The sequence below is a fragment of the Micromonospora sp. C28ISP2-4 genome (genome assembly GCF_030519385.1).
In the GTDB taxonomy this organism is placed as follows: Bacteria; Actinomycetota; Actinomycetes; order Mycobacteriales; family Micromonosporaceae; genus Micromonospora; species Micromonospora tulbaghiae.
Genome location: NZ_JAUMKG010000004.1, coordinates 563,206 through 587,890 on the forward strand (window position 1 = coordinate 563,206; position 24,685 = coordinate 587,890).

A 24,685-nucleotide genomic window follows, 5' to 3' on the forward strand; every position below is an offset into this window, starting at 1 on the left:
GTCGATACGGGGGTGGCCGCTTCGTTGCCTCAAGCAATCAACACTAAACCTTGCCCGGTCGGCAAGTTTGCCCATTGAGAAATGGGTCACCTACGCTTGGCCCATGGAGGAGTGCACCGGGCTGCGGGAGCGGAAGAAGGCGGCCACCCGCCTGGCGCTGCACGAGGCGGCGCTGTCCCTCGCCGTCGAGCACGGCCCCGACCGGATCACCGTCGAGGCGATCGCGGACGCCGCGAACGTCTCCCGGCGGACGTTCTCGAACTACTTCGGCGGCAAGGAGGAGGCACTCTTCCACGGCGACATGGTGCGACTGCGCCGGCTCCTCACGCTGGTCGCGGAACAGCCGGCCGAGCTGTCCCCGTGGGCGGCGCTGACCCGGGCCGCCCTGGCCCAGGCCGAGGACGGCTACGACGACCCGGCCGAGCCGTGGCTCAACCGGCGCCGCCGGCTGCACGGCCACCCGAGCCTGGCCGCGCACCAGGTCGGGGCGTACGCGGCCCTGGAACGGGAGATGGCTGCGGAGCTGGCCCGCCGGTTGACCGGGCCCGACGCGGCGCTGCGGGCCCGGATCGTCGCCGCGACGTTCCTCGCGTCGCTGCGGATCGCGGCGCACGAGTGGCTGGAGCACCCCGAGCGGTCGCTGCGCGACGTGCTGAGCGACGTGCTCGCCCACGCCGCCCCGAACGCCGGCTGAGCGCGCACGGGCTCACCGCTCCCCGGCCGGACCGGTGGACTGGCCGGTGAAAGCGACACCCCGTCTGACCTGGGCTGACACACTCGTCCGGTGGGTGCCGACCGGTGGCGCAAAGGGCTCGGGCCGGCGACCCGCGTCGCCCCGGCGACCCGCGTCGACCGGTTCGAGATCTTCTTCGACCTCGTCTTCGTGGTGTCCTTCTTCATCATCACGCGCGCCACCGCCGCGAACGTGACCCCCCGGGAACTGCTGCACGCGCTGCTGGTGCTCGCCGTGCTCTGGTGGTGCTGGGTGGTGCACAGCGCCGTCGCCGCCCGGCTGCGCCTCGGCGAGGGCTTCGTGCCGATCCTCATGGTGGTCGGCATGATCGCGCTGTTCACGTTCGCGCTCGCGTTGCCGCAGACGTTCGGCGACCTGGACAAGGGCAGCGCCGGGCCGATCCTGGTCACGATCAGCTACGTGGTGATCCGGGTCGTGCACACCGCGCTGTACTGGTACGCCACGCGGGACGACCCGCCGGCCCGGCGCAAGCTGCGGCTGTTCCTGCCCGAGGCGCTGGTCACGGCCACCCTGCTGCTGGTGGCGGCGCTGCTGCCGCCGCGCGTGTCCCCGGAGGTCGGCCCGTGGCTGCGCGACGGGCTGTGGATCGCGGTGGTGGCCATCCAGTACAGCAGCGGCCTACTGGCCGGCACCGACGGCTGGAAGATCACCTCGGCCGAGCACTGGACCGAACGGTACGACCTGATCCTGATCATCGCGCTCGGCGAGTCGGTCATCTCGGTCGGCGTCGGCGGCAACCTGCTCGGCCAGGCCGTGACCTGGCCGGCGATCCCGGCGGCGATCTTCGGCATCCTGTTCACCGCGGCGCTCTGGTGGGCGCACTTCGACATGGTCGGCCCGTCCGCCCGGATCGCGCTGCACGCCGCGCAGGGCCACGCGCGGGTGACGCTGGCCCGTGACGCGTACGCCTATCTCTACCTGCCCATGATCGCCGGGGTGATCCTGTTCGCGATCGGCGCCGAGGAACTGGTCCGCATCGTCACCGACCCGGCGGGCGGTCCGACGGAACGCGGCCACGGACCGGCGGTGCCGCTGCTCTTCGGTGGCGTGCTGCTCTACCTCGCCGCCAACATGGCGTTCCAGTGGCGCGCGCTGCGCACGCTGTCCTGGACCCGCGTCGGCGCGCTCGTCCTGCTGGCCGTGGCGCTGCCGGTCGGCCGGCACCTGCCAGCGCTCGGCGCGCTGGGCCTGCTCACCGCGATCTGCGTGGCGCTCGTGGTGGCCGAGCTGGTGTTGTTCGCCGATGCCCGGGTCGCGCTGCGCCGCCTGATGCACGAGGAGAAGGCAAGCGCCGAGGAGAGCGAGGCCGCCTGGCGGACCCGCTGGCACGACGACGGCGACGGTGCCCCACACCGGCCTTGACACAGGCCCTAGAGTCTCCGCGTGATCGAGATCGTCACCGAGGTCGACCTGTTCCATCCGCCCGCCCGGATCTGGCGGGCGCTCACGGAACGCGCGCTGCTGGCCAAGTGGTTCGCCGACAGCGCACCCGGGTCCGACCGGTGGGTCCTGGCCACCGCCGCGCTGCCCGGCTACGACGGCGACACCGAGGTGGAGACCGTCGAGGTGCGGGCGTCGGACCGGCTGGTGGTCCGCTGCCGGGAAGCCGGCCGGGCCACCCGGCTCGCCTGCGACCTCACCCCCACCGCGCACGGCACCCGGCTGTCGGTGCGCGAGGTGCTCGAGGAGGGCGACTGGGACGCCGACGCCCGCGCCGAGCAGCACGAGCAGGCCGTTACCGGACGGCTGCCGGCGATCCTCGACTGGCTGGCGTTCCAGAACGTCGACCTGCGCCGTGCCGAGGGCGGCCTGACCGCCGAGCTGCCTGTGGTCCGGCTGCTCGGCGACGACCAGCGGCGGCCCGGGCGGCGCCGCGTGCTGCTGGCCGCCGGCGCGGTGACGCTCATCGCCGCCGCGGCCGGGGCGACGGTGTGGGCCACCGGCGGCGAGCCGCCGCCCGCGCCGGCCGCGCCGGTGCCCACGACGTCGCTGGTCATGCCGTCCAGCGCCACGCCCTCCGCGCGCCCCACGACCGCGCGGCCCACGCCCAGTGCCAGCCGCCGCAGCGCGTCGCCCTCGCCGACGCCGTCGCCCACCCCCAGCCGTACGCCGAGCCCGACGCCCTCGACCGTGGTGGTGGCGCCGCTGAGCGCCACGTACGAGACGGTCACCGACCGGGTCTTCGGCTACCGGGGCGAGGTGGTGCTGCGCAATCCCGGCCCGGCACCGCGTCCGACCTGGGCGGTCACGGTGACGCTGCACGACGGCGCCACAGTGGGCAGCGTGAGCGGGGCCGAGGCCACACAGGACGGCCCAGTGGTCACGTTCACCGGCGCAGCTCTGCCAGGTGGGGAGTCCGCCACCATCCGCTTCGACGTCCGCGACCCGGACCCATCACACAACGCCCCGGCGGCTTGCACCACCGAGAACACCCCCTGCACCCCCGCCTGACCCGCCTGCCCCTCACCCCCGCCCTAGCCTCACCCCCCGGCCCCCGGCCCCCGGCCCCCGCTGATCATGAAGTTGGACCGCGGATTTGTCCGCATTGAGTGCGGTCAACTTCATGATCAGCGCGAGCGGGCAGGCAGGGTGAGGGCGGGCGGGCAGGACGGGCCGGATGGGCGCGGGCGCGGGCGGGGTGGTGCGGTGGGTGCGGAAATGGGTTGTTGAGTGCGTGGGAGCGCTCCCGTAACATCTCCGACGCGGCTGTTAACGCTCACAACACAATCGCCACCGCCAATGCCAGAGCTGCCGCCCCGCCAGGAGGTCAATCCATGCTCAGATCCAGATCAGTCAATGCCATATTGGCATCGGCCGGTGCCGCGCTGCTCGCGTCGGCAACGATCGCCGTGGCGCTGCCCGCCGGGGCGGCCGCAGCGGGCTGCTCGGTCAACTACGCGATCTCGTCGCAGTGGCAGGGTGGCTTCGGCGCCAACGTCACCATCACGAACCTCGGCGACCCGGTGTCGAGCTGGACGCTGACGTGGTCCTTCGGGGCCGGGCAGACGGTGACCCAGTCGTGGAACACGAGCCTGACCCAGAGCGGAGCGGCGGTCACCGCCCGCAACGTCGACTACAACGGGTCGATCCCGACGAACGGCACCACGTCGTTCGGCTTCAACGGCTCCTGGACCAGCAGCAACCCGGTGCCGACCAGCTTCGCGCTCAACGGGGTGACCTGCACCGGCGGCACCACCACGCCGACCGGCGGCCCGACCGGCGCACCCACCACCGCGCCACCCACCACGGCGCCGCCGACCACCGCACCGCCCACGACGCCGCCGCCGGGCAACACGTGCAGCCTGCCGTCGTCGTACCGGTGGTCGTCGACGGGTGTGTTGGCGCAGCCGCGCTCGGGCTGGGTGTCGCTGAAGGACTTCACTGTGGTGCCCTACAACGGGCAGCACCTGGTGTACGCCACGACGCACGACACCGGCTCGTCGTGGGGGTCGATGAACTTCGGCCTGTTCTCGAACTGGTCGCAGATGGCTTCGGTGTCGCAGAACGCGATGTCGTCGGGGACCGTGGCGCCGACGTTGTTCTACTTCGCGCCGCGCAACATCTGGGTGCTGGCCTACCAGTGGGGGCCGACCGCGTTCTCCTACCGCACCTCCAACGACCCGACGAACCCGAACGGGTGGTCCTCGGCGCAGCCGCTGTTCACCGGCAGCATCTCCGGGTCCGGCACCGGCCCGATCGATCAGACGCTGATCGCCGACGACCAGAACATGTACCTGTTCTTCGCCGGTGACAACGGCAAGATCTACCGCTCCAGCATGCCGATCGGGAACTTCCCCGGCAGCTTCGGATCGAACTACACCACCATCATGTCGGACTCGACGAACAACCTGTTCGAGGCCGTGCAGGTCTACAAGCTGCAGGGCCAGACCCGCTACCTGATGATCGTCGAGGCGATCGGCTCGCAGGGCCGCTACTTCCGCTCCTTCACCGCCACCAGCCTGGGCGGCTCGTGGACGCCGCAGGCCGCCACCGAGTCCAACCCGTTCGCCGGCAAGGCCAACAGCGGCGCCACCTGGACCAACGACATCAGCCACGGCGAACTGATCCGCACCACCGCCGACCAGACCTTCACCGTCGACCCCTGCAACCTCCAACTGCTCTACCAGGGCCGCTCCCCCAACTCCGGCGGCGACTACGGCCTCCTGCCCTACCGACCCGGACTGCTCACCCTCCAGCGGTGACCCGGCCGATCGAGGAGAGTGAGGTCCGATGAGAAGGCACCAGACGACCCGTACCGCGGTGTTGTCGGCCGGGGCCGTCCTGCTGGCGTCGACCGCGGTGGCCGCGGCGCTGCCGGCCGGGGCGGCGGCCGCCGGATGCGCGGTCACCTACGCCGTGTCGTCGCAGTGGCAGGGCGGCTTCGGCGCGAACGTCACTGTCACCAACCTCGGTGACCCGGTCAACGGCTGGACGCTCACCTGGTCCTACGCCGCCGGCCAGACGGTCACCCAGGCGTGGAACGCCACTGTGACGCAGAGCGGGGCGGCGGTCAGCGCCCGCAACGTCGACTACAACGGGTCCATCCCCACCAACGGCACCACGTCGTTCGGCTTCAACGGCGCCTGGACCAGCAGCAATCCCGCACCGACCAGCTTCGCGCTCAACGGGGTGACCTGCACCGGCGGCACGACGCCGACGTCGTCGCCGACCACGTCGCCGTCCACGTCGCCGACGAGTTCGCCGACCAGCTCACCCAGCAGCCCGCCGCCCACCGGGGCGGCGGACATCACCGTCAACACCGCCAGCCGCTACCAGACGATCGACGGGTTCGGCGCCGCCGTGTCGATCTGGGGCGGCGCGTGGTCGACGGCGGAGACGCAGACGCTCGTCGGGCTCGGCCCCAACCAGCTCGGCCTGTCCATCGTGCGTACCGGCATCTCGCCGGTGTCCGGCGAGTGGGGAACCCAGGTCAGTGCGCTGCGGACGGCGAAGTCGTACGGGTCGAACGTGAAGATCATGGCGTCGCCGTGGACCGCCCCGGCGGCCTGGAAGACCAACAACAGCCGGATCAACGGCGGCAAGCTGCGCACCGACTACTACGACGACTACGCCGGCCACCTCGACAGCTACGTCCAGTACATGCGCAACCAGGGGGTGACCATCGACGTCACGTCCGTGCAGAACGAGCCGGACTGGCACCCGGACTACGACTCGATGGACTGGAGCGGCACCGAGCTGCAGACCTTCGTCCGGGAGCAGGGCGCCAAGGTGCAGAACACCAAGCTGATGGTCGCCGAGGCGGTGAACCTCAACTACGGCTACACCGACCCGACGCTCAACGACGCGGCGGCCCGCAACAACATCGGCTACATCGGCGGTCACCTCTACGGCACCGAGGCGTCCGGCCGGCTGAAGCCGTACACGCTGGCGCAGCAGTACAACAAGCCGGTGTGGATGACCGAGTGGAACCTGCACGAGGCCGACGGCGGCGGCTCGAACATCTGGGGCAACCCGGCCGACGCCACGGTGTGGAACGAGACGCTCGACGACATCATGCGCACAGTGCACAGGTCGATGGAGTCGAACTGGAGCGCGTACGTCTGGTGGTACGGCAAGCGCTACTACTCGTTCATCGGTGACGGGGAGTCCGCGTACGGCACCGTGGCGGGCGCGCCGCTCAAGCGGGGGTACGCGTTCTCGCAGTACGCGAAGTACGTGCGGCCCGGCTACCAGCGGGTCGCCCTGACCAAGAGCTCGAAGGCGTCGCCGCTGGAGGTGACCGCCTACTCCGGCGACGGGAAGGTCACGCTGGTGATCCTCAACCGGTCGACCAGCGCGGTGAACAACGCGGTCATCCAGGCGCCGCAGAACGTCAGCCGGGCGGAGTACGTGGCCACGTCGCAGAACGCCAGCGCGGCGAGCCAGCCGGTCGGCGTGAACGGCAACCAGGTGACTGTGAACGTCGGCGCGCGGAGCATCTCCACGGTCGTGCTCACCCTCTGACCGGGGACACACACGGGGGCGGGGGCGGCCGGATCGACCGCCCCCGCTCGTCGTGCCGGCTAACTGGCGTACGTCTCGAACTCGCCGACTCTCGGCGTACCGCCGGAGCTGTTGATCTTGAAGTTGATCTTCTTCAGTGAGGTCGCGCCGAAGGTGATCTGGCCGGCCCCGCTGCCGGAGGCGAGCACCGCGCCGTTGTCGTTGTTGACGAGCTGCCACGACCCGATCGAACCCGAGGTGCCGGACGGCTCGCGGATGACCACGCGGGACACTGTGGTGGCCGAGCCCCACTTGATCGAGACGGTGCCGGTCGACCCGGACGGCGACCAGTACGTGCTCAGGTTGCCGTCGCGCACGTTGCCGTAGCTGGTGCCGTCGGCCTTGCTGGACCCGTCCGCGCCGGCGCCGGAGACGAGGCTCAGGTTGGTCCCGCCGGACGGCGGCGGCGTGGTCGTCCCGGGCGGCGGCGTGGTGGGCGCGGGTGTGGTCGGAGCGGGTGTGGTCGGCCCCGGCGTGGTCGGCGCCGGCGACTGCGGCGTGCAGTTGCCGTCGGACACCCGCAGGCCGGTGTTGGCGCCCGCCGTCTGCCGCACGACGTCCGGCACGCAGCTCGCCGCGTCGAGCCGGTACGAGTACGGCACGCTGACCGTGGTCGTGGACGTCACGTTCGGCCCCGCCGGGTAGTTGTCGGTCCCGGGCGAGGACCAGGTCACGTTGTCGAAGATGTTGCCGCTGACCTGCCAGGTGCCGCGCTCGCTGGTGTAGAACGTGCCGAGCACGTCCTTGGAGTTGCGGAAGTAGTTGTTGTCCACCTTGGCCCGCGCACCGGCCCGGGAGTTGATGCCCGACTCGTGCAGCCCGTTGTAGTGGTTGTTGAACATGTGGGCGATGCCGCCGCGCAGCAGCGGCGTACGGGAGTCGATGTTCTCGTACAGGTTGTGCTCGAACGTGATGTAGCCGTTGCCGCGGTCGCTCTCGCTGGAGCCGATGAGGCCGCCGCGGCCGGAGTTGCGCAGGATGCTGTACGACAGCGTCACGTACTGCGTGTCGTCCTTCATGTCGAACAGGCCGTCGTAGCCCTCCGACTCCCCGCCGGACGCCTCCAGCGTGACGTGGTCGACCCACACGTTGCGGACGGTGCTCTCCATGCCGATCGCGTCGCCGCCGTTTGAGGTGGGCGAGCCCGACTTCTTGACGTTCCGCACCGTCACGTTGCGGATGATGATGTTGCGGGAGTCGCGGATGTGGATGCCGAGCTGGTCGAAGACGGCGCCGCTGCCCACGCCGATGATGGTGACGTTGCTGATCTGCTTCAGCTCGATCACGCCGTCGGCGGTGTTGCAGCTCGATCCGGAGACCTTGCTGGTGTTGCCGTGGTTGATGGTCCCGGTCACCTCGATGATGATCGGGGTGCTGCTGCTGGCCCGGCCGCACAGCGCGGCGTGGATGGCGGTGCCCGTGGTGGCGCGTACGGTCTGCCCGCCCGCGCCGCCGGTGGTGCCGCCGTTCTGGGTGGCGTAGCCGGTGGCGCTGCCGGCCGCCGCCGACGCCTGCGGGGACGGCAGCACCACGGCGACGGCGATTCCCACGACCGCCGTGGCCAGTGCCGCGTGGAGTCGCAGCGCGACTGGTCTTCTCATGTCGCCTCATTCCTTTTGGAGCATGCGGGAATTGCCGCCGAGCAGCGGCAGTCACCGAATGGAATAATGAGGAGCCGCGACGCGATCAGGCGCGTCGCCGGCGAATGTCGTTCATCTGCGATGCCCGGATCGCACATGAAACATCGATGTAACGCAATCGTATGAAAGCGCTTTCCAGGAAGGCAAGAGCTGGCGTTTGCAGGTTTTTTGCACTGTTCGGGGCGTCCGGGCGCGCGGGGCTACGCCTTGACGGATTGCCTGATCGATGGTTGCCTGCACGTCACCCCGAGATCGAAGTTCGTCTACTTCATGCCCTCACGAGGAGCGCCATGCCCCATCTCCGTACGAGCCGCCCGCTGGCGGCGGTCGCCGGCGCGATCGCCGCCGTCCTGGCCGTCTCGCCGGCGCCCGCCGCGCCCCTGGCGGAACCGGCTGTCACCGGCAGCACGTGGAACGCCGACCTCACTGTCGTCGACTCCGACGACGTCAACGTCCGCTGGTCCGGCGCCGGACTGCGCCTCGCCGGCGCGGCGAGCCGACCGGCCGCCCAGCGCCGGCAGGCGGCCGAGGGCATGCTCGTCACCGCACCCCACCCGCTCGCCGTGCCGGCCAACCGGGTCCGGGCCGACATCGCCGCGACAACCGGCCGGGGCGGCGCCGTCGAGGTGGCGGCGCGCGGCTGGCGGTCGGGCGCGTGGACCGAGTGGCGGTCCGTGTCCGGCGAGGCCGTCTTCGACCAGCCCGTCACCCGGGTGCAGATCCGGGTGGCGCTCACCGCCGAACGGCCGTCCGCCGCGCCCACAGTGCGCGAGGTCCGGCTCGTCGCCGACTCGGTCGCTGCCGTCACGGCCGCCACCCCGGGCCTCACCTATCGGGTGTACGCCACCCGGGAGGGCCTGGTCGGCGGCACCACCGCCAACGGGCACGTGATCGTCTCGCGGGACCACTTCGTCGCGCTGCCCTCGGCCCGCGGCCTCGCGCCGAAGAACACCGGCGACTACACCGTCCGGGTCTGCACCACCACCCGGAGCCGCTGCGAGTACGCGCCGGTCTGGGACATCGGACCGTGGAACACCAGGGACGACTACTGGAACCCCAGCAGCACCCGGGAGATGTGGAAGGACCTGCCGCAGGGCCGGCCCGAGGCGCAGGCCGCGTACCAGAGCGGATACAACGGCGGCCGGGACCAGTTCGGGCGCACAGTGGGCAGCCCGGCCGGCATCGACCTCGCCGACGGCACGTTCTGGGACGGTCTGCTGCTGACCGACAACGCCTGGGTCGACGTCGCCTACCTCTGGACCGGCACCGGCACCCGGGGCCGGATCGGCAGCGGTCCGCTCAACATCCGTTCCGGCCCCAGCACGAGCAACCCCGTCGTCGGCCTGGCGGCCACCTACGCCAACGTGCCGATCGAGTGCTCGGTCACCGGCCAGTCGGTGAGCGGCCCGTACCGCACCACCAGCCAGTGGAACCGCCTCGCGTCAGGACACTTCGTCAGCCACGCGTACGTCTCCGGCGTGACCGGCACCATCGCGCCCTGCTGACGACGCCCCGCCCGGGGCGGGCCGGTCCGCTGAGGACGGCCCGCCCGGGGCGTGCGTCGCGCCGCCCCGGGTGCGCTGGATGAGCACGACGCAGGCGAGCACCGCGCCCGCCACCATGAGCGCGCCGGGCGTGACCGCCTCGCCCAGCAGCACTGCCGACCAGATCAGCGTGAGCACCGGCTGGACGAGCTGGATCTGGCCGACCTTGGCGATGCCGCCCCGGGCCAGGCCGGCGTACCAGGCGAAGAAGCCGAGGAACATCGACACCACTGTGAGGTAGCCGAACCCGGCCCAGTTGGCGACGCCGCCCTGCGGAGGGTGGACGAGAGCGGCCACCGCCGTGACCGGCACGGTGACCGGGAGCGACAGCAGCAATGCCCAGCAGATCGTGCGGGCACCGCCGAGTTCGCGGGCCAACCGGCCGCCCTCGGCGTATCCGAGGCCGCAGAGCACCACGGCGGCGAGCAGGAACACGTCGGCCGGGGCCAGCGATCCGCGCATCGAGCCGCTCGCGGCGAGGAACGCGAGCACCAGCGCCAGGCCGGCGGCGCCGGCGAGCCAGAACAGCGGCGGCGGCCGTTCGCCGGCCCGCAGCACCGCGAACACGGCGGTCATGGCGGGCAGCACCGTGACGACCACAGCGCCGTGCGCCGACGTCTGCGTGGTGAGCGCCAGCGAGGTGAACAGCGGGAAGCCGACCACGACGCCGAGCGCGACGATCGACAGCCTTCGCCACTGGTCCCGGGTGGGGCGCGGCGCGCCGGTCAGCCGCAGGTAGGCCCACGCGAGCAGCGCCGCGCCGACCGCCCGTCCGAACGCGACGAACCAGGGGTCGAGTGTGTGCACCGCGACGCGGGTGGCCGGCAGCGACATGCTGAAGGCCAGCACACCCAGCGCGCCGAGGGCGATCCCGGCGCCCGGTCTCACCGTTACCGTCGTGCGCGCAGTAGCGCTACTCTGTGCCGTCATGAACCATGGTAGCGCTATCGTCCGTGTGGTCCGGCATCTGGGTGCGCTGGCCGCTGACGCCACGCCCGGCACGCGGCTGCCGTCGGTACGGGAGCTGACCGCGCACCATCACGTCTCCCCCGTGACAGTCGCCGAGGCGACCCGGCGACTCGTCGCGGACGGGCTGGTCGAGACCCGGCCGGGTCGCGGCGCGTTCGTGGCCGCCCGGCGCGCCGACCCGCCACGGGCGGACCTGTCGTGGCAGACGGTCGCGCTGGGCTCCCGGCGGGGTGGCGAGGACGAGATGCAGGCGCTGCTGGCGTTACCGCCGTCGGGCGCGATCCCGCTGACCGGAGGCTATCTGGACCCGGACCTCCAGCCGGCCGCCGCGCTCGGTGCGGCGCTCGCCCGCGCGGCCCGGCAGCCCGCCGCCTGGCAGCGCGGCCCGGTCGAAGGGCGCCTCGACCTGCGCGCCTGGTTCGCCCGCGAGGCGGGTGGCGGCCTGCGCGCCGAGGACATGGTGATCTGCCCGGGCGGGCAGGCGGCGCTCTCCTCCACGCTGCGGGCGCTCACCACGCCCGGCGACACGGTGCTGGTCGAGTCCCCCACCTACCTGGGCGCGCTCGCCGCCGCGCGCGCCGCCGGACTGCGGGTGGTGCCCGTCCCCGCCGACACCGACGGGGTACGCCCCGACCAGCTCGCCGCCGCGTTCGCCCGCACCGGCGCCCGCCTGTTCTACTGCCAGCCGCTGTACGCCAACCCGCACGGCGCGACGCTCTCCCCCGCCCGGCGCGCCCAGGTCGCCGGGGCGGTCCGCGATGCCGGGGCGTTCCTGATCGAGGACGACTACGCCCGCGACCTCACCATCGACGGCGAGGCACCGCCACCCCTGGCCGCCGACGACCCGGACGGACACGTCGTCTACCTGCGCTCGCTGACCAAGTCCACAGCGCCCGGCCTGCGGATCGCCGCGATCGGCGCGCGCGGACCGGCCGGGGCGCGGCTGCGCGCCGCCCGCCTGCTCGACGACCTCTTCGTCGCCGGGCCGCTGCAACAGGCCGCCGTGGAGTTCCTCACCGCGCCGGCCTGGGACCGGCACCGCCGCAGCCTGCGCGTGCAGTTGCGGGCCCGCCGGGAGGCGCTGCTCGCGGCGCTGGACCGGCACCTGCCGGCGCTGGCCCCGCGCGCCGTCCCGCGCGGCGGCCTGCACCTGTGGGTACGGCTGCCCGACGACACGGACGACGTAGCTGTGACCACTGCGGCCGCGGCAGCGGGGGTGACCGTCTTCCCCGGCCGCCCCTGGTACGCCGCCGAATCCCCCGCGCCGCACCTGCGCCTCACCTATGCCGCCACCCCTCCACAGCAGATGGACGAGGCCATCCGCCGCCTCTCTACAGCCCTCCCCCACTGACGATCCCAGGGTCCGTCCACGCCGGGCACCGCGACCCGGGCGACGGGGCCTCCGCCCACATGACGGGAACACCGCGACCGTACGGCCGAGTAGGGTTACCGGGCCCGCGCGCGTCGGGCACAGTGGTCCCGTGAGTGATACTCCACACGGATCCGCCGTGGCGGTTCGGGTGGCCGTGCTCGGCAAACCGGGGCTGTGTCGCACGCTCGTGGCCGGAGTGGTCGCGGCGGCAGCCGACTTCGAGGTGGTGCGGGAGTGCGCCGCCGACCCCGACGACATGCGCCGCCTCGCCGGTTCCCACCCCGATCTCGTCCTGGTCGACCTCACCGCCGAGAACGAGATGTCGACAGTGGTGCCGGCGCTGCGCGCCGCGGTGCCGGACTGCGCGGTCGTGGTGCTGACGGACCGGCCGACGGCCCGGATGCTGCGGTCGGCGCTGCGGCTGCGCGCCCGCGCGGTCGTCGCCAAGGACGTACCGCCGGAGGAGATGCTCGCCCGGCTGCGGGCGGTCGCCGAGGGACGCCGCACCACCGACCCGGTGACCGCGCTCGCCGCCCTCGACACCGTGGTCAACCCGCTCACCGACCGGGAGCGTGAGGTGGCCGCCGCTGCCGCGAAGGGCCTGCCGAGCCGGGAGATCGCCGCGCTGCTGCACCTCGCCCCGGGCACGGTCCGCAACCACGTGTCCAGCCTGTTGCGCAAGACCGGGGGCCGGAACCGGTGGGAAGCGGTGCGGCGCGCGCAGGACGCCGGCTGGATCTGACGACACGCGCGGGCGGGTGTCGCCGAGACAGTGATTTCCCTAAGATTCCTGACGGCTCGTCATCGCATGTTTACGTTACGTCAGGAAGGCGGGGGCCGTGGCTGGGAGTCGAGATGGTCCGCACGCTGCTCGCCCTCAAGGGGCGGCTGGTCCGCGGGGCGCTCGCCCACCTGCTGTCCGCACAGGGCGACATCGATGTCGTCGCTGAGGCGGACACCGCCGACGCCGTCCACGCCGCGCTCCTGCAGGAACGCCCGGACGTCGTCGTCGTGGACGTCGACGTCGTACCGGTGGAGCGGTTGGCCCCCCTCGCGGCCGCGGCCGACGACAACCACGGCGGCCGGGTGCTGGTGCTGGTGGACCGGCGTCACGCCGCACGGATGCGGGCGGTACTCGCCGAGCATCACGGGTGGATCGGCTTCCTCGACCGCGACGTGCCACCGGAGCGGATCGCCGACGGGGTCCGGCAGGTCGCCGGCGGTCAGCCGGTGCTCGACCCGGACCTGGTCGTCGCCGCGCTCGACGTCGCCGACGATCCGCTGACCCCACGCGAGCGTGAGGTGCTCGACGTCGCGGCCGAGGGCCTCCCGGTGCGGGAGATCGCCCAGAAGCTGGGCGTCTCACCCGGAACGGTCCGCAACCACCTGTCCCACGTCATGGCGAAGACCGGGGCGCGGACCCGCCTGGAAGCCGTGCGGCTCGCCCGCGAGTCCGGCTGGATCTGACCCGCCGCCCGCCCAGTGGCCCACCAGCTCCCGGTAGGCCGCCGAGACGGCCAGCAGTCCCCGGTGACTGTCCAGATGGGCGTGCCCGCCGTCGAGCAGCAGCACCCGGCGGGCACGTGCCGCCGAGCTGATGCGGTGCGCGATCACTACGAGGGTGCCGGGTCGGGCGGCGAAGGCCGCTTCCAGGCGCGCCTCGGTGGCGGGGTCCAGATGGCAGGTCGCCTCGTCGAGGATGACCAGCGGCGCCGGCGACAGCCAGGCACGCAGCAGGGCCACCTGCTGGCGCTCCCCGGCGGACAGGTCGGCGGCCCGCAGCGTCGCGTCGAGGCCGCCGAGCCGGGCCAGCAGGTCGGCCAGCCCCAACCGGTCCGACGCCCGGAGGACGGCCGCGTCGTCGAGGCCGGGCCGCAGGTAGCGAAGATTGTCCCGGACCGTGCCGGTGAACACGTACGCCTCCTGCGGGATCAGCACCCGGTGGGCCGCCAGCTCGGCGGCGCCCGCCTCGGCGGTCGACGTCCCCGACACGTGGACCGAGCCCGACTCCGGACGCAGCACCCCGGCCATCAACCCGGCGAGAGTGGACTTGCCGATTCCGCTCGCACCGACGATCGCCAGGTGATCGCCGGCCGGCACGGTCAGGTCGAAGCCGTCCAGCACCGGCTCGGCGTGCGGCCCGTACCGGAAGGTCACCGCCCGTAGCGACAGCGCGGGTGCGGCCGGGTCGCGCGGCGACGCGACCGCCGCGCCCCCCGACTCCGGCGGGGGTACGCACGTGCGCAGCAGCCGGTCCAGGGTGACCACGAAGCGGAGGCCGCCGGCGGCCACCCCCTGGAACAGCGTGTGCAGCGCCGGCTGGATGCCACGCACGACGTACACCAGCGCCCCGAGCAGCGCCCCCGGTCCGAGGCCCTGCCGCAGCAGCCACGGGCCGGCCAGCAGCAGCAGCGGCACCGGGAGCCAGCCACCGACGGCCAGGCTCAGGCTCCGCGCGGCAGCCATGACGGCCAGGCGCCGCTCCACCCGGGCCTGCGCGTCGACGTGACCCCCAAGCCAGCCGACGACCCGGTCCCCGGACCCGCTCACCGTGACGTCACGGTGGCCGGCCACCGCCACGATCGCGTCCCGGCCGAGCCGCTCACCGGCCAGGACGTACTCGCGCTGGCGGGCGACCATCGCCGGCAGCGCCGCCGCGAAGAGCAGGAGACCGGCCAGCACCGGCCCGGCCACCAGCAGCGCGACCGGGGCGGCCAGGGAGAAGAGGCCGACCACGGCGGCCCCGGCGGCGAACACGAAGCCCCGGACCACCATCACCAGGCCGGCCCAGGTGTCCCGGACCATCTCCACCTGGTGGGTCAACCGGGTCACCGCCGCGTCGTCGGCCCGACCGTCCGTCGCGCCGGCCAGCGCCCCCGCCACCACCCGCCGCAGCAGGTCGTCGCGGAACGGCTCCACCACCTCACCCAGCAGCCCGTACGCCTGCCGGGTGCCGAGCGCGCCGACGAGCACCGCGACCGCCAGCAGCCCCAGCCAGAGCAGCCCGACGCCTGGCCGGCCGGCCAGGAAACCGTCGTCCACGGCACGGGCGGTCAGCAGGCCGGTCAACGCCGCCGGCAGCGCCTCGGCCAGCGACCAGCCGGCCAGGCGCAGCAGCGGCCCACGCCGCGCCGACAGCGCGGCGCGGACAGTCGCGCCCACCGACGTCACGACCGGAACACCGCCCGGTAGGCCGGATCGGCCCAGAGCACCTCGTGCGGGGCCACCGCCCGCACCCGGCCGCCCTCCACCCAGGCCACCAGGTCCGCGCGGGCCGCGGTGCCGACCCGGTGACTCACCACCACCCGGGTACGCCGGTCGTCCGGGCCGGTGAGCGCGCCCACCACCTTTTGCTCGGTGACCGTGTCCAGGCTGGACGTCGCGTCGTCGAGGATCAGCAGCCGCTCGGCCCGCAATGCGCGGGCCAGGCCGAGGCGCTGCCGCTCCCCGCCGGAGAGGGCCAGCCCGGCCAGCGGGGTGCGATATCCCTCGGGCAGCAGCCGCACCACGTCGTGGACCTGGGCCGCGCGGGTCAGCGGCACCGGGTCGGCGCCGCAGCCGACCGCCGCGCCGACGGTCTCCCCCACCAGCACCGGCCGCTCGAAGCCATAGCCGACCGCCCGGCCCAGCGCCGCCGGCGTCAACTGGCGCAGCGGCACACCGTCCAGGCGTACCTCGCCGGCGTCCGGGTCCCGCAGCCGGCCGGCCACTGCCGCGAGCAGGGACTTGCCGGCACCGGACGGGCCGACGACGGCGAGCAGCGTCCCGCCCGGCACCCGCAGGTCGACCCGGTCGAGCAGCGGCCGGCCGTCGTCACCGCGGACCTGCACCCCGCACAGATCCAGCCGCCCTGACCCGGGCGGCAGGCCCCGGGCACCGTACCGGCGGGCCGGTTCGTCGAGGATCTCGGCGGCCCGGGCGCAGCCGGCGCGTACCCGCACGGCGGTGTTGACAGCGGCGATCGCGGCGCCCAGCCCGGCGCCGATCGCCGCGTACTGGAGGGCGGCGAGCAGTTCCCCCGGGGTCAGCCGCCCGGCCGCCAGCGACCACCCGCCGACCGCCACGACCGCCAGTTGCAGCAACGGGTTCAGCAGCGCGCCCCGGGCGGACGCCCCGGCCAGCACCCGCCAGGTGCGTACGCCGTGGCGGTGCAGCTCCGGCAGCGGAGCGAGTACCCGGTCGGCCTCCCGCTCGGCGGTGCCGGCGGCGGCGATCGTCCGCGCGCCGGCGAGCGCCTCGACGAGTCGCCCGGCCAGATCCCCCTGCGCCCGCTGGTAGCCGGCGACCGCGTCCGATGCCTCGCTGACGAAGCGCCGCAACAGCAGTGCCAGGAGCAGCAGTCCCCCCACGAAGGTCAGGCCGAGCCAGGGGTCGATCAGGGTGAGCGCGACCAGGCTGCCCAGCGGTGGCAGCAGCACGCTGCCGGCGAGGACGACCGTCGGTGCGGCCTGCCCGGCGTCGGCGACCTGCCCGACCAGCCGGCCGACCAGGTCGCCCACCGGCCGGCGGGCCGCGGTGCGCGGATCGAGCGCGAAGAGGTGCCGGATCAGGGCGTGCCGCAGCGAGGCCACCGAGCGGGCCCCGGCCACGCCGCTGCCGAAGTCACTGGCCGCCCGCGTGCCGATGAGCACCAGCACCAGCCCGGCGACCAACGCGATCCACCGGCCGGACGACGACTGCGGCGCGGAGCCGACCACGGCGTCCACGGCGCGCCCCAGGACGGCGGGGAGCGCCAGTTCGGCCGCGGCCTCCACCACGGCGAGCACCGCCAACGTCGGTGTCCACCACCCGGCGAAGGACACGGCGCGCAGCGCGAGCCGGTCGGCGGGGGTCATCGGTCCTCCCAAGGCCGCGGGCCCCGGGCCGGCTCACGCCGGTCCGGGGCCAAGCGACTGATCGTCAGTTGCAGGTGGTGACGCTCAGCGAGCTGTCGCCGCAGAGCAGCAGGCTGGCGCGGCTGCCACCGCCGGTACGCTCGGCGGCCGGCAGTTCCATTCCCTGGAGATCGAGCAGAGCCATGTCGCTTCCTCACTTCTCTCGTGTGACGTTGACGTCGGTGTTCGGACGGATCACTTGCAGGTGGTGACGCTCAGCGAGCTGTCGCCGCAGAGCAGCAGGCTGGCCTGGCTGCCACCGCCGGTACGCTCGGCGGCCGGCAGCTCCATCCCCTGGAGATCGAGCAGAGCCATGTCGATTCACCTCCTTCCGGTCGCGTCGGTGCGGGGTCGCCCCGGGGAAGCCGGGGGGTCGGTGGCCGTCCGGTCCGCGCCCGCGACGCGCGTCGCGTCGGGCAGCGGAGTCAGGAACGGCAGGTGGAGCGGGTCGTCCGGCCGCGTCGCGGCGAGCGCGGCGAGTACCCCGGCGGTGCCGGTGGCCAGGTCCATGGAGAGCCGCAGGAGCTGGTCCCCGGGGAAGGCGGTCCGGTCCCGGTACGGCAGGGCGTGCCAGCCGAGCAGCCGGGCCTGCTGTCGGGCCGCGTGCCGCTCGCCCCGCTCAGCGAGGTACGCGACTATCCCGGCGCGGCCGGCGAAGAGACCGGACTGCGCGTAGAACGGGGAGTCGGCGCAGCGGCGGATCGCGGCCGCCTCGTCGCGCAGGTCGTCGTCGGGCCGGTGGCGCAGGTACTGGTCGAGCACCAGCCCGATCCCGACGCTCCCCTCGGCCAGGTAGGGCATGGTCCGCCAGCCTTCGTTGACCTCCAGGTGCCCGGCGTCGCGCCGGACGCAGCGGCGCAGGTCCTGGCGCAACGCGATGCGCGCGTGGTCGAGCAGGTCGTCGTCGCCGTACCGCTCGTACATGCGCAGCAGCATCAGCGCCACGCCGGCTCCGCCCCGGGCCAGCCCCGCGTACGGGTGCCGCCCACCGCTGATCTCCGCGACCGAGTCGACGTCGCCGAGCCGGCCCACCACCACCTCGACGGCCCGTCGGGCGGCGTCGGCGTAACGCCGTTCGCCGGTGCGCGCGGCGAAGTGCGCCAGGTTCAACGCGATGCCGGACAGCCCGCCGGTCAGGTCGTCGCGCAGCTCCGTCCAGGGCTGGTCGAGGCACAGGTCGAGCAGGCGCGCCGCCTCGTCCCGGTGACCGAGCAGGTCCAGCACGTACGCGATGCCGTGCAGCCCGTCATAGAGGCCGAGCCGGCTGCCGGAGGCGGGGCGGCGTGCCCGGTCGATCAGCCACCGTTCGTGCGCGGGGTCGGTGCCGGCGCCGCTGACGTGCAGCGACCAGAGCACCCCGGCCGCGCCGTACGCCAGGTTGAGCCCGCCGTCAGCGCCGGCGAACTGGCGGATGTCGCCGGGGAAGAGCCGGTCGTCGCGGTCCGGGGTGGCGCTCGCGGTGATCGCCTCGGCGAGCCGGTCGCGCAGGCCGGGCCAGTCGTCCGGGTCGATCGTGACGGCGCGGCGCAGGTCCGCCCGGCGTCCGCCCACGATCACCTCGACCGCCTCGTCCAGCAGCTCGCGCGGCACCGGGAAGTTCTCGGCGACCACGTCGGCCAGGTGCGCCGCCTTGGCCGGGACCAGCCGCAGCATCGCGGTCAGCGGTAGGAACAGGGCGAGGCGCAGGCAGGCCAGGGCGTACCGGTCGACGTCGACGCCGGTGCGGTCGCGCGGCGCGGCGAACGCCTGGTTGCGCAGCGCGGGCCGGGTCGCCTCGGCGACGTCGGTGGCCACCTCGAAGTCGATGAGCGTCACCGCGCCGTCGTCGCCCACCATCACGTTGAACATGTGCAGGTCGCCGTAGACGACGCCGTGCGCGTGGATGGCGGCGACCGCCTCCGCGACCTGGCGGTGCACGTCGAGCGCCCAGCGGGTGTAGTCGCCCCGGTCGGCGTCGGCATGGACCAGCGGGTACCGCTCGACCACCACCTGGTTGAGCGGCCGCCCTTCGACGAAGACCAGCGCGAGGAACTCGTGCCCGCCGAAGCTGAACTCGTCGTGCACCCGCACCAGGTGCGGCACGTCGGCCAGCCGGCGCAGCGTCTCCGCCTCGCGGCGCAGCCGGGTCACCGCATCGGTGCCGGTCGCGTCCAGGCCGGCGTGCGGGCGGGCCTCCTTGAGCACCACCCGCTGCCCGGTGCGCGTGTCGCGAGCCTCGTACAGGCCGCCGCCGTTGGAGAAGTGGATCACCTTCTCGATCCGGTACGGCAGGTCCGTCGTCGTCGCCGCATTGCGGGCGGCCAGGTGCGGGGCGAGGAAGTCGGGCAGGGTCACCCACTCCGGCACGTGGAACACCGGGTCCCGCCGGTCGGGCACCAGGACGCCGTCCGGGCCCTCGATCGCCGGCACCGTCTGGCCGTCCGCGGAGACGCAGTAGCGGGCCGCGAAACCGCCGTAGCGGACGTGCACCGGGCCGTCGCCGTAGCGCAGGTCACTGAGGATGTACGGTCCGGTCTCGCCGGCGAGCAGGTCGGCAAGTTCCTTGGCGGTCAGCTCCAGCTCGGCGTCGTCGCGCGGGTAGACGGTGACGAACTTCCCGCTGGCGGCGCGCCGGGCGTACTTGCTGTTGCGCATGAGCAGCAGGCGCGGGCCGCGCAGATGCTTGAACGGGATGCCCCGGGGCCGGCAGTAGTCGGCCACCCGGGCCAGCACACGCTCGGCGTTGTCCAGCCGGGCGGACACGTGAATCTTCCAGCCCTGCGCGGGGAGGGATCCGCCGACCGGTCCGTGGATCATCCAGTCGTCCTTGGCCTCGCACTCCCAGCCCTGCGGCACCGGACCGGTGAGGTAGCCGCCGGCCTCGGTCGTGGTGCCGGCCAGCGAGTCGTAGAAGAGCGGATCGACCGCGCAGTACGAGTCGTACCGTTCGTCCATGTCGGGTGCCTCCACCGGCTGATCGGTTGACGTCAATCCTGCGGATGGCGGAGTCGCGGGCCCAGTGCGATGAGTCACGACGGGACGGTGAGTTCCGCACTGCGAAGTCGTGACAAAAGCGGAGTTTGAATTCGCGAACCCGGGTTGACCAGTGCCGAACCTCCACGGGTGTGAAGAAGGGGCCCCTTCAATGCCGGAGGCGTTGAGAAGGGGCCCCTTCTTCCATCTCAGTTGCGGGTGATGGTGAAGGTTGTTGTGGTGTTCCTGATGTCCTGGGCGTTGTCGGTCAGGCGGAGGTTCGTGAACGTGGCGGCGCCGACCGCGGGGCCCTGACCCGCCTCGGGCATCTCGTTGACCCAGATGCCGAAGCCGGACTTCGCGTCGAACGCGTCACCGCTGCGCCGCGCCCCCGAGATCGACACGTTCGTCAGCACCGTGTCGGTGATCGGGTTCTCCGGCTGGCTGCCGTTGTACTTGGTCTGGAACATGATCCCCGAGTACGTCGGATCGACGATGTCCACATCGCTCACCCGGATGCCGCGGAACTCCTTCGACGCGGAGAACAACCACATCGCCGGGAACGTCTGCGCGCCCCAGAAGTGCCCGCCGGAGCGGATCAGCGAGATGTTCTCGAACCGGGTGGGCGGGCTGGCGCCGAACCCGACGAACGGGTAGCCGAAGTCCAGCGAGCTGATCGTGATGCCCGAGTACGTGAGCTGGTCGGCGATGTAGAGGTTGCGGAACACGTTGTCGTAGCCGCCGTACACCGCCAGCCCGGCTGCCCGCCAGGTCAGCGTGGCGGTCAGGTTCTCGAACACGTTGCCGTGGTTGCCGCCGGAGCCGCCCTGGTCGGTGGCGGAGAACAGCGCGAACGCGTCGTCGCCGTTGGAGCGGCCCTCCGAGTTGGTGACCAGGTTGTTGGTGCTGCCGTTCGTCATGTTCACGGCGTCGGCGAAGGTGTTGCGGAACCGGCTGTCCCGGATGGTCAGCCCGTCCACGCTCACCCCCCAGTACGCGCAGACGGTGTGCTCCACCCAGACGCTGTCGAGTGTCAGGTCGTCCACGTCCTTCAGTTCGCCCCACACCTTGCCGGGACCGTCGATCCGGTTTGTGTAGTTGCCGAAGAACGCCAGGTGGGCGAAGGTCGACCCGCTGGCCGAGGACTCGACCCGGAAACCGGCGTCGGTGTTCTGCTGGTTGCGCGGCGTCTGGAACCGGGTGAACCACATGCCGGCGCCGACGACCTGCACCGCCTTGCCGTACACCTGGAACTTCTGCGCGGTCTCGTACGTGCCGGCGGGCAGGTAGACGCCGACCAGCGTGCCTGTGGTGTCCATCCGTACCGCGTCGAGCGCGTTCTGCACGTCGGCGTGGCTGAACCCGGTCGGCACCTTGTAGCGGGCCGGGTCGGGGTTGGCGCGCGGCGACACCAGTTCGGTGTCGACGAAGTCGATCGCGTACGTGGTGCTGTTCGCCGGGTCCTTCTGGAGCCGGATCCGGCTGCCAGCCGGGACCGTGGTGTCGAGCAGCACGTTCGCCTCGTCGTACAGGTGCCGGGGCGCGCCGGCGCTCGGCGAGTCGCTCGGGCCGGCCTCGGCGCCGTAGAGCCAGATGTGCTTCGAGGTGAGGCTCATCGGCTTGTGCAGCACGCCGTTGACGTACACGTTGAGCGTCGAGTCGATCCCGCCGCCGCCCGGCGCGTCCGGGATGGAGAAGCGGGCCACGAGGGCGTTCGCCGCCGACCGGGTGGTCCACTCGACGTACGCGCCGGTGGTGTTGAGCGTGACGGCGCGGCGGCCGGACGCCTCCCCGGCGAGGTCGCCGATGGTGCGGTTCGGGCCGATGACCTGCGCGCCGCCGCCGGTCGCGCCGTCCTCGGCCTCGTACGCGTCGTACGGCAGGTTCGCCCCGCGGCCGACGAACAGCGACCGCTCGCTGGTGTTGTTCTGCCGCTTCACCGGCAGTTCGTTGGCGTCGTCGGCGACCACCACCCGCACCGTGTACCGGCCGTTGACGGCGGTCCACGTGCCCAGCGACACCGGGCCTGCGGTGGCACCGGCGGCGATCGTGCCCGAGTACGAGCCGGTGAGCGTGCGGACCACAGCGCCGGACTGGTCGCGCACCGTCAGCGTGATGCCGTGCGCGCCGCTCGCCGACGCGATGGTGCCCTGGTTGCGCAGCGTCACCGCGAAGGACACGGCGGCGCCGGCGCTGGGCGTGCCGGGTGACCAGGTGACGGCGGACGCGACCAGGTCCGAGCTGGCGACCGGGCTGACGGTCAGCGGCGTCGGGCTGGTGTACGAGTTGTTCGCCTCGTTCTGCTCGATCACCGCGTTCGACTCGTCGACTTTCGCGGTGAGCGGGTAGCTGCCGGCGTCGCGTACGCCGATGCTCGCCGAGACGGTGCTCGACGCGCCTGCGGCGAGCGCGCCGACGGCGGCGGCGCCGACCTTCGTCGTACCGAGGTAGAGGGTGACGGCGGTGGCGGCGGAGGCCGCGGTGCCGGCGTTGCGCACGGTGGCGGACAGCGTGATCGTGTCGGTCTCCACCGGCGCGGACGGTGAGGCGGTGACGGCCGTGACGGTGAGGTCCGGGTTCGGCGCCGGGACGCCGATGACCTGGAGTTCGGCGACCTGCCCGTTGGAGGAGCCGGAGTTCCCGGTGAACTGGAGCCGGACGTCGGCGGCGGTCGCCGAGACCGGGACGGTCACCGTGTTGGCGCTGTTCGGGTTGAAGGAGTACGTGGCGGAGCCGACCAGGCTGGTGAACCCGGACGCGGACTGTTCCCGGCCGAGCACCTGGAACGTCTGGGTGCGCGCGCCCCACGCCGGGTCGGGGTTGAGCCTCACCACGATCGCGCTGATGCTCGCGTTGGCGCCGAGCGCGACGGTGAGCGTGCTCGGGTACGCGCCGGGCGCGCCCTCCCAGTACGTGGAGACGTCGTTGTCGACGGCGTTGGCGGCGGCGAACACGTGCACCATCGACGACGCGGTGGCGGGCTTGCCGACCGCCAGGTTGGTGCCGCCGGTGCCGCTGCCGGTGCGGGTGACGGTGTTGCTGTTGGCGGACACGTTCCCGGCGGCGTCGCGGGCCCGCACGTGGTACGAGACGGTGGCGCTGTCCGGCTGGCTGTCGGTGTACGTGAGCGTCGACCCGCTCACTGTGGTGCGCAGCGTGCCGTTGGCGTACACCTCGTAGCCGGTGACACCCACGTTGTCGCTCGACGCGGTCCAGGTCAGCCGGATCTGCCCGCTCACCGGCTGGCTGTAGGCGAGGTTGGCCGGCGCGGTGGGCGCGACGGTGTCGCCGGTGTTGCCGGTCCGGGTGACCGTGTTGCTGTTCGCGGACACGTTCCCGGCCGCGTCGCGCGCCCGGACGTAGTAGGAGACGGTGGTCCCGGCCGGCTGGGTGTCGGTGTACGTCAGCGTGGTGCCGCCGACGCTCGTGCGCAGCACGCCGTTGGCGTACACGTCGTAGCCGGTGACGCCGACGTTGTCGGTGGATGCGGCCCAGGTCAGCCGCACCCGGTCGGTGGTGGGCTCGGTGAACGCGAGGTTGCCGGGCGCGCTCGGGGCCTGGGTGTCGCCGGTGACCGGGCCGTAGACCTCCAGCTCGGCGAGCTGCCCGGCGGGCCAGGCGCTGTTGGCGGTGAACAGCAGCCGCAGGTAGCGGGTGGACGCGGTGGGCAGCGTGACAGTCACCGTGTTGCCGCCGCCCGGGTCGAACGCGTACGACGCGGACCCGACGAGCGTGCCGAACGTGGAGCCGTTCGTGCTGCCCTGCACGGTGATCGTCTGGGTGCGCGCGCCCCAGCCGGACGGCAGCCGCAGCACCAGCCGGTTGACGCCGGCGGCGGCGCCCAGGTCGGCCTGGATCCACTGCGGGAACGCGTTGTTCGGGCTCTCCCAGTAGGTGGCCGCGTTGCCGTCGTTGGCGTTGCCCGCGCCGTACACGTCGGCGTGGCCGCTCTCGGTCATGGTCCGGCCGAGCGCGAGGTTGGTCGAGGAGGTGGCCGCGCCGTACACCTCCAGCTCGGCGAGCTGTGCGGCGGCCCAGCCGGTGTTCGCGGTGATCACGACCCGCACGTAGCGGGCGTTCGCGGCGGTGAAGCCGACCGTCACGGTGTTGGCGGCGGCCGGGCTGAACGTGCGGGCGGCGGACGCGACGACTGTGGTGAAGCCGCTGCCGTCGGCGCTGGCCTGCACGGACAGCGTCTGGGTGCGGGCCTCCCAGGCGGCCGGGACCTTCAGCACGACCTGGTCGACGGCGCGGCTGGTGCCGAGGTCGACCTGCGCCCACTGGGGCAGCGCGCCGCTGCTCTCCCAGTAGCTGCCCTGGTTGCCGTCGGTCAGGTTGGCCGCGACGTAGGGGCCGTTGACGCTGCTTGCGGTGGCGGTGCGACCGGCGGCGAGGTTCGGGCCGCCGGCGGCGAGGGCCGGTGGGGCCGGGGTGACGACCAGGCCGACTGCGGCGAGCACCGCGACGATTCCGGTACGGAGTCTGGACATGGTGGACGGACACCTTCTTCCCGGGGGAGAGCAGCGGCGCGCTGCCCCAGTGGGCGCAGGTCGACCTCGGCACCAGCCGCGCCGTCG

At 72.9% G+C, this 24,685-nt stretch carries 17 protein-coding genes; 9 read left to right on the forward strand and 8 right to left on the reverse strand.

The window, feature by feature from the left end; genetic code table 11:
- Positions 1-103: 103 nt before the first annotated feature.
- From Q3W68_RS18900 to Q3W68_RS18920, 5 genes are all read left to right on the forward strand, one after another.
- Positions 104-694: a TetR/AcrR family transcriptional regulator gene (locus Q3W68_RS18900; RefSeq protein ID WP_302906683.1), complete on the forward strand. Its 591-nt coding sequence runs from the start codon at positions 104-106 to the stop codon at positions 692-694.
- A gap of 90 nt (positions 695-784) precedes the next feature.
- Entirely contained in the window at positions 785-2,116 is a 1,332-nt protein-coding gene (locus tag Q3W68_RS18905) for a low temperature requirement protein A (protein ID WP_302906684.1), read from the forward strand.
- A 21-nt stretch (positions 2,117-2,137) separates the two neighbouring features.
- Complete coding sequence (locus tag Q3W68_RS18910; RefSeq protein ID WP_302906685.1) at positions 2,138-3,205, forward strand: SRPBCC domain-containing protein; 1,068 nt, start codon at positions 2,138-2,140, stop codon at positions 3,203-3,205.
- Positions 3,206-3,528: 323 nt separating this feature from the next.
- Positions 3,529-4,956, forward strand: a complete 1,428-nt coding sequence (locus Q3W68_RS18915; protein ID WP_302906686.1) for a non-reducing end alpha-L-arabinofuranosidase family hydrolase — start codon at positions 3,529-3,531, stop codon at positions 4,954-4,956.
- 28 nt (positions 4,957-4,984) lie between these two features.
- Entirely contained in the window at positions 4,985-6,718 is a 1,734-nt protein-coding gene (locus Q3W68_RS18920; protein ID WP_302906687.1) for a cellulose binding domain-containing protein, read from the forward strand.
- Between the two features lie 59 nt (positions 6,719-6,777).
- On the opposite strand, the gene Q3W68_RS18925 is transcribed toward Q3W68_RS18920, so the two are convergent.
- Positions 6,778-8,358 carry a polysaccharide lyase family 1 protein gene (locus tag Q3W68_RS18925; protein WP_302906688.1) on the reverse strand — a complete coding sequence of 527 codons (1,581 nt, stop codon included), beginning with the start codon at positions 8,356-8,358 and terminating at the stop codon, positions 6,778-6,780.
- Between the two features lie 329 nt (positions 8,359-8,687).
- Between Q3W68_RS18925 and Q3W68_RS18930 the strand changes: the two genes are divergently transcribed.
- The gene (locus Q3W68_RS18930; protein WP_302906689.1) at positions 8,688-9,902 is read left to right on the forward strand and encodes a hypothetical protein; all 1,215 of its coding nucleotides are present in this window, start codon (positions 8,688-8,690) and stop codon (positions 9,900-9,902) included.
- On the opposite strand, the gene Q3W68_RS18935 is transcribed toward Q3W68_RS18930, so the two are convergent.
- A complete protein-coding gene (locus Q3W68_RS18935) occupies positions 9,840-10,829 on the reverse strand; it encodes a DMT family transporter (protein WP_302906690.1) in 990 nt (329 codons plus the stop codon). The genes Q3W68_RS18930 and Q3W68_RS18935 overlap by 63 nt on opposite strands.
- A gap of 40 nt (positions 10,830-10,869) precedes the next feature.
- Between Q3W68_RS18935 and Q3W68_RS18940 the strand changes: the two genes are divergently transcribed.
- The 3 genes from Q3W68_RS18940 (at position 10,870) to Q3W68_RS18950 (ending at position 13,749) form a co-directional block, all read left to right on the forward strand.
- On the forward strand, positions 10,870-12,261 hold the full coding sequence (locus Q3W68_RS18940) for a PLP-dependent aminotransferase family protein (RefSeq protein WP_302906691.1): 1,392 nt from the start codon (positions 10,870-10,872) through the stop codon (positions 12,259-12,261).
- 130 nt (positions 12,262-12,391) lie between these two features.
- The gene (locus Q3W68_RS18945; protein ID WP_302906692.1) at positions 12,392-13,024 is read left to right on the forward strand and encodes a response regulator transcription factor; all 633 of its coding nucleotides are present in this window, start codon (positions 12,392-12,394) and stop codon (positions 13,022-13,024) included.
- A gap of 113 nt (positions 13,025-13,137) precedes the next feature.
- Positions 13,138-13,749, forward strand: coding sequence for a response regulator transcription factor (locus tag Q3W68_RS18950; protein WP_302906693.1), 612 nt, complete (start codon positions 13,138-13,140; stop codon positions 13,747-13,749).
- On the opposite strand, the gene Q3W68_RS18955 is transcribed toward Q3W68_RS18950, so the two are convergent.
- The 6 genes from Q3W68_RS18955 to Q3W68_RS18980 all read right to left on the reverse strand — a co-directional run bounded on the left by Q3W68_RS18955 (position 13,645) and on the right by Q3W68_RS18980 (position 24,598).
- Complete coding sequence (locus Q3W68_RS18955; protein WP_302906694.1) at positions 13,645-15,444, reverse strand: ABC transporter ATP-binding protein; 1,800 nt, start codon at positions 15,442-15,444, stop codon at positions 13,645-13,647. The two genes, Q3W68_RS18950 and Q3W68_RS18955, sit on opposite strands and share 105 nt — an antisense overlap.
- Before the next feature lie 5 nt (positions 15,445-15,449).
- Entirely contained in the window at positions 15,450-17,117 is a 1,668-nt protein-coding gene (locus Q3W68_RS18960; protein WP_302906695.1) for an ABC transporter ATP-binding protein, read from the reverse strand.
- Positions 17,118-17,181: 64 nt separating this feature from the next.
- Complete coding sequence (locus Q3W68_RS18965; RefSeq protein WP_088647629.1) at positions 17,182-17,301, reverse strand: SapB/AmfS family lanthipeptide; 120 nt, start codon at positions 17,299-17,301, stop codon at positions 17,182-17,184.
- A 50-nt stretch (positions 17,302-17,351) separates the two neighbouring features.
- Positions 17,352-17,471: a SapB/AmfS family lanthipeptide gene (locus tag Q3W68_RS18970; protein WP_088974649.1), complete on the reverse strand. Its 120-nt coding sequence runs from the start codon at positions 17,469-17,471 to the stop codon at positions 17,352-17,354.
- Between the two features lie 6 nt (positions 17,472-17,477).
- Positions 17,478-20,090 carry a class III lanthionine synthetase LanKC gene (gene lanKC / locus Q3W68_RS18975; protein WP_302906696.1) on the reverse strand — a complete coding sequence of 871 codons (2,613 nt, stop codon included), beginning with the start codon at positions 20,088-20,090 and terminating at the stop codon, positions 17,478-17,480.
- Between the two features lie 227 nt (positions 20,091-20,317).
- A complete protein-coding gene (locus Q3W68_RS18980) occupies positions 20,318-24,598 on the reverse strand; it encodes a discoidin domain-containing protein (RefSeq protein ID WP_302906697.1) in 4,281 nt (1,426 codons plus the stop codon).
- Positions 24,599-24,685 lie beyond the last annotated feature (87 nt).

Bases quoted from the DNA above. Each gene is read 5' to 3' on its own strand.
- Q3W68_RS18920 (WP_302906687.1), top strand. From the start codon at position 4,985: ATGAGAAGGCACCAGACGACCCGTACCGCGGTGTTGTCGGCCGGGGCC.
- Q3W68_RS18915 (WP_302906686.1), top strand. From the start codon at position 3,529: ATGCTCAGATCCAGATCAGTCAATGCCATATTGGCATCGGCCGGTGCC.
- Q3W68_RS18970 (WP_088974649.1), bottom strand. From the start codon at position 17,471: ATGGCTCTGCTCGATCTCCAGGGGATGGAGCTGCCGGCCGCCGAGCGT.
- Q3W68_RS18925 (WP_302906688.1), bottom strand. From the start codon at position 8,358: ATGAGAAGACCAGTCGCGCTGCGACTCCACGCGGCACTGGCCACGGCG.
- Q3W68_RS18980 (WP_302906697.1), bottom strand. From the start codon at position 24,598: ATGTCCAGACTCCGTACCGGAATCGTCGCGGTGCTCGCCGCAGTCGGC.
- Q3W68_RS18930 (WP_302906689.1), top strand. From the start codon at position 8,688: ATGCCCCATCTCCGTACGAGCCGCCCGCTGGCGGCGGTCGCCGGCGCG.
- Q3W68_RS18940 (WP_302906691.1), top strand. From the start codon at position 10,870: ATGAACCATGGTAGCGCTATCGTCCGTGTGGTCCGGCATCTGGGTGCG.
- Q3W68_RS18960 (WP_302906695.1), bottom strand. From the start codon at position 17,117: ATGACCCCCGCCGACCGGCTCGCGCTGCGCGCCGTGTCCTTCGCCGGG.
- Q3W68_RS18950 (WP_302906693.1), top strand. From the start codon at position 13,138: ATGGTCCGCACGCTGCTCGCCCTCAAGGGGCGGCTGGTCCGCGGGGCG.
- Q3W68_RS18965 (WP_088647629.1), bottom strand. From the start codon at position 17,301: ATGGCTCTGCTCGATCTCCAGGGAATGGAACTGCCGGCCGCCGAGCGT.
- Q3W68_RS18900 (WP_302906683.1), top strand. From the start codon at position 104: ATGGAGGAGTGCACCGGGCTGCGGGAGCGGAAGAAGGCGGCCACCCGC.
- lanKC (WP_302906696.1), bottom strand. From the start codon at position 20,090: ATGGACGAACGGTACGACTCGTACTGCGCGGTCGATCCGCTCTTCTAC.